Below are 8,419 nucleotides of genomic sequence, written 5' to 3' on the forward strand. Positions count from 1 at the left end.
ATATTCTGCAATTATCTACATCGGCATAAGTTCAACAGGCACATATGCCTCTACATAGATACCGTCATCTCTATATTCTTCTTTCAGAAGTTCACCATATTTTCTGATTTTCTGAATCTGTCCTGCTTCCTTATATCCAAATGTCTTAGCTATATAAATCTTCTTATTTCTAAGAATTTCTTCTATATATTCTAGCAGTTTATCAAGTCCTGTATGATTCTTTATTGAGGCATTCAAGGTATAATCTGCCCTGAAATCCTTAAATACAGGCATCTCTGCCTCTCCATTACTCTTTATTTGCTCTGCGACCTTATCCTGCTTATTAAATATTGTAATTATAGATTTATCCGTAACTCCAAGTGAATCTAAAGTTTCATATACAATATGCATCTGTGCATCCATCTGAGGGTTTGAAGCATCTACCACATGAATAAGTATATCTGCATACTTAGCCTCTTCAAGTGTACTTCTGAAGGCATCAATTAGGTGATGTGGAAGTTTTCTGATAAAACCCACCGTATCTGTCAGCATAATTTCCTGTCCACTTTCAAGCTTGTACCTTCTAGTCGTAGGGTCTAAGGTTGCAAATAACTTATTTTCCTCTAAGACACCTGCCCCTGTCAGTTCATTTAAAAGGGTTGACTTACCGGCATTAGTATATCCGACTATGGAGATAACTGTCGTTGGATTCTTACTTCTCTGGTTTCTTGCAAGTTCTCTGTGGACTTTCATCTCTTCGACTTCATGCCTTAATACTGCTATTCTGTCCTTAATAAGACGTCTGTCCATCTCTAATTTCTTTTCGCCAGGTCCTCTTGTACCAATTCCACCGCCTAATCTTGAAAGCGAGCTTCTAAGTCCGACTAACCTTGCCTGTCTGTATTTTAACTGGGCAAGTTCAACCTGGACTTTACCCTCACCTGTCTTAGCTCGACTTGCAAATATATCAAGTATTATAAGAGTTCTGTCCATTACTTTCGTATCTAATGCATCTCTTAGATTCATTAACTGTGCAGGACTTAATTCATCATCACATACAACTCCTGTTGCGCCTAATTCATCAATAAGGACCTTCACTTCTTCAATCTTGCCTTTTCCAATATATGTTCCTGCATGTATTGCCTCTCTGTTCTGGATAACAGTTGCTACAGTTGCTGCCCCTGCTGTTTTCACAAGCTCCTTTAATTCCATTAAAGATTCTTCCGTATCATCTCCATCACTCGTAGAAACACCAATCAATATAACTTTCTCGGTTTCTTCCTGAGTCTCATATAATTTTTCCATTCTATTCCATACCAACGCTTTCTATCTTAACAAACTTTAACAAACTTATTCTAGATTATAACCGAAACATAATCTTTTTACAATACACAGCAAATTTTTACTTTTATTTTTTATATGATATGATATAATTCTTTATTATGTATGTCAGGTAATAACGAAACTGCCTTTATATATTATATGTTTTGCCACACCTGATGATCTATGAGAGAAAGGAATGAAAAAATGGAACATTTATTAACACCTGCCGGATATTCTTCGGCATTGTCTATTCGTGAAACTGAAATAGCAATCAAACTTGTAAAAGATTATTTCGAAAGAGTGCTCGCAGAAGAACTTAATCTTACACGTGTTTCAGCACCTTTATTCGTAAGACCTGAATCAGGACTTAATGATAACCTTAATGGTGTAGAAAGACCTGTGAGCTTTGGCATAAAAGAACAGGGTGACAAAGAAGTTGAAATCGTACATTCACTTGCTAAATGGAAACGTCAGGCTCTTAAGCGTTATGGTTTCCATTCAGGTGAGGGACTTTACACAGATATGAACGCTATCAGACGTGATGAAGATACTGATAACATTCATTCTATATTTGTTGACCAGTGGGATTGGGAGAAAATCATTTCTAAAGAAGAGAGAAACCCTGAAACCCTTAAAGCTACTGTCCAGAAAGTATATACAGCTCTTAAACGTACAGAAAGCTATATTGCTTCACAGTATAATTACATACATGAATTTCTCCCTGCTGAAATATCATTTATCACTTCACAGGAATTAGAGGATATGTATCCTGACTGTACACCTAAGGAAAGAGAATATAAGATTGCTAAGTTAAAAGGTGCAATCTTCATTATGCAGATAGGAGATAAATTAGCTTCAGGCGAAAAACATGATGGCCGTGCACCTGACTACGATGACTGGAAACTTAACGGAGATATTATCGTATACTATCCTGTGCTTGATATTGCTCTTGAATTATCTTCTATGGGTATCAGAGTTGATGAGGTATCACTAAAGGAACAATTAGATAAAGCAGGTTGTCCTGAAAGAGCTGAACTTCCATTCCAGAAAGCCATCTTAGATAAGGAGCTTCCTTACACAATCGGTGGAGGAATCGGACAGTCAAGAATCTGCATGTTCTATCTTAGAAAAGCACATATCGGTGAGGTTCAGGCTTCTATCTGGCCGGATGCAATTAATGAATGTGCTGCTGAGAACGGAATTACACTTTTATAGAATTGTATTTTTATAAAACCAATTTATATTTATGCATTTTAATGGCATAGGATTTAAATATATCCTATGCCATTATTATTCAATAATTATTTCTAAGGTCAAAAAAACCGCCCTTAACGGACGGTTTCTTCTATGTATATGTCAATACTCTTTTTCCCACCATTACCAAATATCCTATGATATGAAATAAGTTTTAAATATCCGGTAATTTATGTTAAAACTTTATCATAGTAATGAGTATTTTTCAATAAGACTAAAGGCTTTTGTAGAAAAACCCCTCTATAAGTAGTAATATTTATACACTCAGATTTAATTTTATAAATTTTTACCCTTCTTTATTTACCCCCTCTCTTTACCTCTTATACCCCTCTTTATTACCTCTTTTACCCCTTTTTTACCCCTTTTTTTATTTAATGCATTTTGCACATGCTAATGCTAATGCTCCAGGTCCTATATGACATGATACACTTAATGATAAATCTGCAATTTCGATATCTTTACCAGGAAATACCTTTAATACTTCTTCCCTGAATTCTACTGCTGCATCATAATTCTGTGTATGTGCAATAAATAATCCCATATCACCATCTTCATCATTATTAAATCTTTCTTTGAAATCTTTCTGAATCGCATCAAGCATAGTTGCCTTTGCCTGTTTTATAGTTCTGGCTTTGGCAAATGCATCTAACTTTTCTCCCTGAATCTGAAGAACAGGTTTTAACTTAAGAAGATTACCAAGGGCTGCGGCAGCAGGTGTGATTCTTCCACCCTTTTTAAGGTATGTTAATGTATCTAACATAATATAAATACTTGATTCAAACTTGCGGTTCTCAAGTATTTCTTTTATCTCTTCTGCACTCTTACCTGCTTTAACAAGTTCTAACGCATCCCTTACTGACTGTTCCTGTGTTACTGAGATTCTCTGGTTATTTACTACCTGCACTTTTCCATCATAATCATCTGATAACATTATGGCTGTCTGACATGCACCGCTTAATCCACTTGACATTGGAATATGAACAATTTCATCATATTCTTCTAATATCTTGTCCCATAAATCTGTCATAGATGAAGGTGATGGCTGTGATGTAGATATAGTACAGTCTCCTTTAAGTTTCTCAAAGAATTCCACTATAGTTAAATTAATATCCTCAAAATATTCTTTACTGTCAATCATAAAAGGCATTGGCAAAACATACACACCCATCTCTTTAGCTTTTGCCTGTGTAATTCCACTATTACTGTCTGTAACTACTGCTATTTTCTTTTCCACAATTTATTCTATCCCATATTTTCCATATAATTATAATATCCATAATATTTACCATAAATATCTGACGGAAATATGGCTCCTTTCTTATAATTAATCATATTAAATGCTACTTTCTAAAGAAGTATTTTAACATTATACAGGCAATTTAGCAAGTTTAAACTGATATGAGATTAATATTTTAAAATTTAATATAGACATTTGTCTATTTCAATGTTATAATGCATACATACTTGCAAGGAAGAGGTAAGATAATTGGAAAATGCTAAGATTAAAAAAACAAAAAATGCTCTTTATGTAACACTCAGCAACTTACTTTGCGTGAAAGACATACGTGATATTACCGTTATAGAATTATGTAAAGAAGCAGGAATCAACAAAAGCACCTTCTATCTTCATTATAAAGATATTTATGAATGTGCAGAAGATTTTATATTACAGATTGTCTCGCCTATTGTAGACATCATTTGCCAGAATGGTGTAAATAATATGATTAAAGATTTACCTAATATCTGGTCTAAGATATTGCAATTGAATAAGGAGCAGGGCAATCTTTATAAGCCGTTTTTCAACTCACCAAGTCTGTCGCCTTTAATATATAAGGTAAGAACACAGATAATCGACTCACTAATCAGTCGTTCTACTGTCTTTGGACTTGACGATAAAGATTTATTAAATGCAAGAATAAGCATTACTTTCTTTGTAAATGGTTTTCTTGGTATTATAGAAGAAAATGGCAGAAACGAATTATCAGTAGATTCCCTTGAGGAATTTGCGAAAAAACTACAAAAAGGATTTCTAGATTACAAGCTATTTAAGGAGGACTTAAGCATGTGGGCTGATGAAAGCGTATTTTATCAAATTTACCCGTTAGGATTTTGTGGAGCACCATTCGAAAACGACGGTGTACTCACTTCAAGAATATTAAAGGTTAATGACTGGATACCTCATATTAATAAATTAGGAGCAAATGCAATTTATTTCTCACCGGTTTTCGAATCTGACACTCATGGATATAACACAAGAGATTACCGTAAAATTGACTGCCGACTTGGTACAAATGATGACTTTAAGAATGTATGTGACAATCTTCACAAAGCAGGTATTAAAGTTGTGTTAGACGGTGTATTTAACCATGTGGGTCGTGGTTTTTTTGCATTTCAGGACGTATTAAAGAACAGAGAAGCATCTCCATACAAAGACTGGTTTGCGAGAATTGACTTCGGTGGAAATTCTAATTACAACGATGGATTATGGTATGAAGGCTGGGAAGGCAACTATGATTTGGTTAAATTGAATCTTAGAAATGAAGAAGTTATTAACTATATTTTCGATAGTATCAAATTATGGGTTGATGAATTCGACATTGATGGAATTAGACTTGATGTGGCTTATTGCCTTGATAAAGATTTCTTAAAGAGATTAAGACATTTCTGTAACGGATTAAAAGCTGACTTCTGGCTTCTTGGCGAACTTCTTCATGGTGATTATAACCAATTTGTCAATGATGAAATGCTTCACAGCTGTACAAACTATGAGTGTTATAAGGGCTTATTCTCAAGTTTCAATTCTATGAATATGTTTGAAATTGTACACTCACTTCTCCGTCAGTTTGGTCCTGAGAACTGGACTTTATACAAAGGTAAACACTTACTCACTTTCGTAGATAATCATGACGTATCAAGAATTGCAAGCAACCTTAATAATGAAAATCATCTTCCTCTTATTTATGCGCTTGCATTTGGTATGCCTGGAATTCCTTGCGTATATTACGGAAGCGAATGGGGTGCTAAAGCACATAAGAATGAAGGTGATTCTGCATTACGTGCCTGCTTTGATGCACCAATTGAGAACGAATTATCAGACTATATTTCTAAACTTGCTAAAGCACACAAGAATAGTAAGGCAATCTGTTATGGAGATTTCAAATCAGTTGTTCTTACTAATCATCAATGTGTATTCGAAAGAACCTGCGATGGCGAGCGTGTATTAATCGCAATCAATGCTTCAGCTGATGATTATACTGCTCATTTTGATTCCGGAGTTGGTTCAGGAACAGACCTTATTACAGGTGAAACCGTAAGTTTCGAGGGTGGTCTTAATATGAAAGGATATAGTGCAAAATACATCAAATGCTAGGAGGTATAACAATGAATTTCTATAATTTTTATACAGGTCAGATTTTTGACGCTTATAATTATCTTGGCGCACATATTGAAAAAAAAGGTGTTACTTTCCGTACATTTGCACCTGCTGCAAGTAATGTTGCGGTAATCGGAAGTTTTAATAACTGGCAGCCACAGAATATGAATCGTGTGGCAGATGACAGACAATTCTTTGAACTCTTTGTAGAGAATGCCAAACCAGGCGATATGTATAAATTCCAGATAACTGCATCAAATGGTGTAATTGACCATTGTGATCCTTATGGTTTCGGAATGGAATTACGCCCTGATAGTGCGAGCATAATTCGCGATTTAGATGAATATAAATTCTCTGATGCTAAATGGTTGAAGAAACGTACTGATTTCAAGAAAGCACCTCTTAATATCTATGAGGTGCATCTTGGAAGCTGGCTGACTAATCCGGATGACGAGCATGGCTGGTTTACCTATGATGAAATAGCTCCTAAACTCATTAAATATATGAAAGAGAATGGTTATAACTGTCTTGAACTTATGCCTATAAGCGAACACCCATGTGATGAAAGCTGGGGGTATCAGAATACCGGCTTCTTCGCTCCAACAAGCAGATACGGAACCGCCACTCAGTTCCAGAAGATGATTGATTTATTCCATGCATCTGATATAGCTGTAATCGTAGATTTTGTTCCTGTCCATTTTGCTGTAGACGCTTACGCTCTTGCTAATTATGACGGAACAGCACTTTATGAATATCCTCATAATGATGTAGGTGTCAGTGAATGGGGAAGCTGTAACTTTATGCACAGTCGTGGAGAGGTGCGCAGTTTCTTAAACAGTGCTGCTGCTTACTGGCTCGATAAATACCACATTGATGGCCTTAGAATGGACGCAATCAGCCGAATCTTATATTGGCAAGGTGATGAGAACCGTGGTGTAAATGGTAATGCCGTAGATTTTGTTAAGACACTTAACAGTGGACTTAAAGACAGATTTCCTAATTGTATGCTTGCAGCGGAAGATTCTACTAACTTTAAAGATGTTACTAAATCTGTCAGAGATGGTGGCTTAGGTTTCGACTACAAGTGGGATATGGGCTGGATGAATGATACCCTTGAATATATGAAGCTTGATCCATTATTCCGTGGAGGAAGTTATCATAAACTTACTTTCAGTATGATGTATTACTATGATGCTAACTTCTTACTTCCTTTTTCACATGATGAAACAGTTCATGGCAAATGCACGATTCTTCAGAAAATGTTCGGTGAATACGAGATGAAATTTCCACAAGGTCGCCTACTTTATATGTATATGATGACACATCCGGGCAAGAAACTCAACTTTATGGGCAATGAACTCGGACAGCTTAGGGAATGGGACGAAAAACGTGAACAGGACTGGGATATTCTCAAATATCCAATTCATGATTCTTTTCATAAATATATACAAAAACTAAATAAAATATATATTGATAATCCTGCATTATGGGAAGAAGACTATGATAAAAATGGTTTTGAATGGATTGACTGTCATAGTGAAAGCGAATGTCTGTACTCTTACATTCGCCGCAGTCCAAAACAAAATATAATCGTAGCCCTTAATTTCTCAGGTGTTGCACAGAACTACACCCTTGATTTAAAAAAGAACGGCAAATACAGAGTCTTACTCAACTCTGACTATGATATTTATGGTGGTAATACTCCTGTAAGCCGCAAACAGTTATCTACTGTTTCTAAAAAACTTAACTTAGAACTTCCGGCTTTCAGCGGTATAATATTAGAAGAAGTTAAATAAATTATAAGTTGTTTATCAATCCAACTAACGTTCCTTATTTTTCAAGGCTTTCAGAGCCTCAAATCGTGAACTTGTATGTATTTTCCCTTGTTTTTGCCCTTATGGGTAACTTACAAGGGAAATCATTGTTTATTGCCCTGCAACCTTATCCACATATCAAAAGTTGCATCATCCATATTTTTTAATAATTGTTATCAACAGTACTCCCGTTAATTAATATTATCAACAAGTTTTTTGATTTTATCTACAAGTTTCTTGTGAAGATATGCATTTTATATTGCTTTCTTAGGCATAATTATGCTATAATTGTGTCAACGAAAGGAGTGAAGCATTATGCCACTTATTATGCCTATTAAGGATTTACGCAATACAACCGAGATTTCCAATATCGCACACAAGGAACAGGAGCCTATTTTTATTACCAAAAACGGATATAGCGACTTGGTTGTGATGAGTAGTGAATTATACGATAAATTTGCAAGAATGAATCGCATCGACCAGGCAATCTTCGAATCTGAGCAAGAAATTGCTAACGGTGCAGAAGCAGTTGACGCAGAAAAAGTTTTTGCAGAATTGGAGAAAAAGCATTTTGGATAAATACAAGGTAAAAGTCAACCCTAGAGCAATCCGTGAATTAGACCACATTTACGAATATATTGCAAATGAAAAACGCTCCGCGTGGATCGCACTGCGG

6 protein-coding genes are annotated in these 8,419 nt (G+C 35.5%); 4 read left to right on the forward strand and 2 right to left on the reverse strand.

Features of this window, described 5'->3' with window-relative positions; genetic code table 11:
• Window positions 1-15: 15 nt before the first annotated feature.
• Complete coding sequence (gene hflX / locus OCV48_RS03810) at window positions 16-1,284, reverse strand: GTPase HflX (protein WP_021983549.1); 1,269 nt, start codon at window positions 1,282-1,284, stop codon at window positions 16-18.
• A 222-nt stretch (window positions 1,285-1,506) separates the two neighbouring features.
• Between hflX and asnA the strand changes: the two genes are divergently transcribed.
• Entirely contained in the window at window positions 1,507-2,517 is a 1,011-nt protein-coding gene (gene asnA, locus OCV48_RS03815) for an aspartate--ammonia ligase (RefSeq protein ID WP_021983548.1), read from the forward strand.
• A 406-nt stretch (window positions 2,518-2,923) separates the two neighbouring features.
• Here asnA and OCV48_RS03820 read toward each other — a convergent pair whose 3' ends face one another.
• The gene (locus OCV48_RS03820; protein WP_021983547.1) at window positions 2,924-3,790 is read right to left on the reverse strand and encodes a DegV family protein; all 867 of its coding nucleotides are present in this window, start codon (window positions 3,788-3,790) and stop codon (window positions 2,924-2,926) included.
• 828 nt (window positions 3,791-4,618) lie between these two features.
• On the opposite strand from OCV48_RS03820, the gene OCV48_RS03825 reads away from it, so the two are divergent.
• From OCV48_RS03825 to OCV48_RS03835, 3 genes are all read left to right on the forward strand, one after another.
• Window positions 4,619-5,926, forward strand: a complete 1,308-nt coding sequence (locus tag OCV48_RS03825) for an alpha-amylase family glycosyl hydrolase (RefSeq protein WP_147591371.1) — start codon at window positions 4,619-4,621, stop codon at window positions 5,924-5,926.
• Window positions 5,927-5,937: 11 nt separating this feature from the next.
• A complete protein-coding gene (gene glgB, locus OCV48_RS03830) occupies window positions 5,938-7,725 on the forward strand; it encodes a 1,4-alpha-glucan branching protein GlgB (protein ID WP_021983545.1) in 1,788 nt (595 codons plus the stop codon).
• Window positions 7,726-8,058: 333 nt separating this feature from the next.
• Window positions 8,059-8,322: a type II toxin-antitoxin system prevent-host-death family antitoxin gene (locus OCV48_RS03835; protein ID WP_021983544.1), complete on the forward strand. Its 264-nt coding sequence runs from the start codon at window positions 8,059-8,061 to the stop codon at window positions 8,320-8,322.
• Window positions 8,323-8,419 lie beyond the last annotated feature (97 nt).

The sequence above is a fragment of the Bovifimicola ammoniilytica genome, from assembly GCF_025567085.1.
Classification (GTDB): Bacteria; Bacillota; Clostridia; order Lachnospirales; family Lachnospiraceae; genus Bovifimicola; species Bovifimicola ammoniilytica.

What these genes read in the sequence shown, in the direction of transcription:
- OCV48_RS03825 (WP_147591371.1), top strand. Translation starts at nt 4,619, where the DNA reads ATGTGGGCTGATGAAAGCGTATTTTATCAAATTTACCCGTTAGGATTT.
- OCV48_RS03835 (WP_021983544.1), top strand. Translation starts at nt 8,059, where the DNA reads ATGCCACTTATTATGCCTATTAAGGATTTACGCAATACAACCGAGATT.
- hflX (WP_021983549.1), bottom strand. Translation starts at nt 1,284, where the DNA reads ATGGAAAAATTATATGAGACTCAGGAAGAAACCGAGAAAGTTATATTG.
- glgB (WP_021983545.1), top strand. Translation starts at nt 5,938, where the DNA reads ATGAATTTCTATAATTTTTATACAGGTCAGATTTTTGACGCTTATAAT.
- asnA (WP_021983548.1), top strand. Translation starts at nt 1,507, where the DNA reads ATGGAACATTTATTAACACCTGCCGGATATTCTTCGGCATTGTCTATT.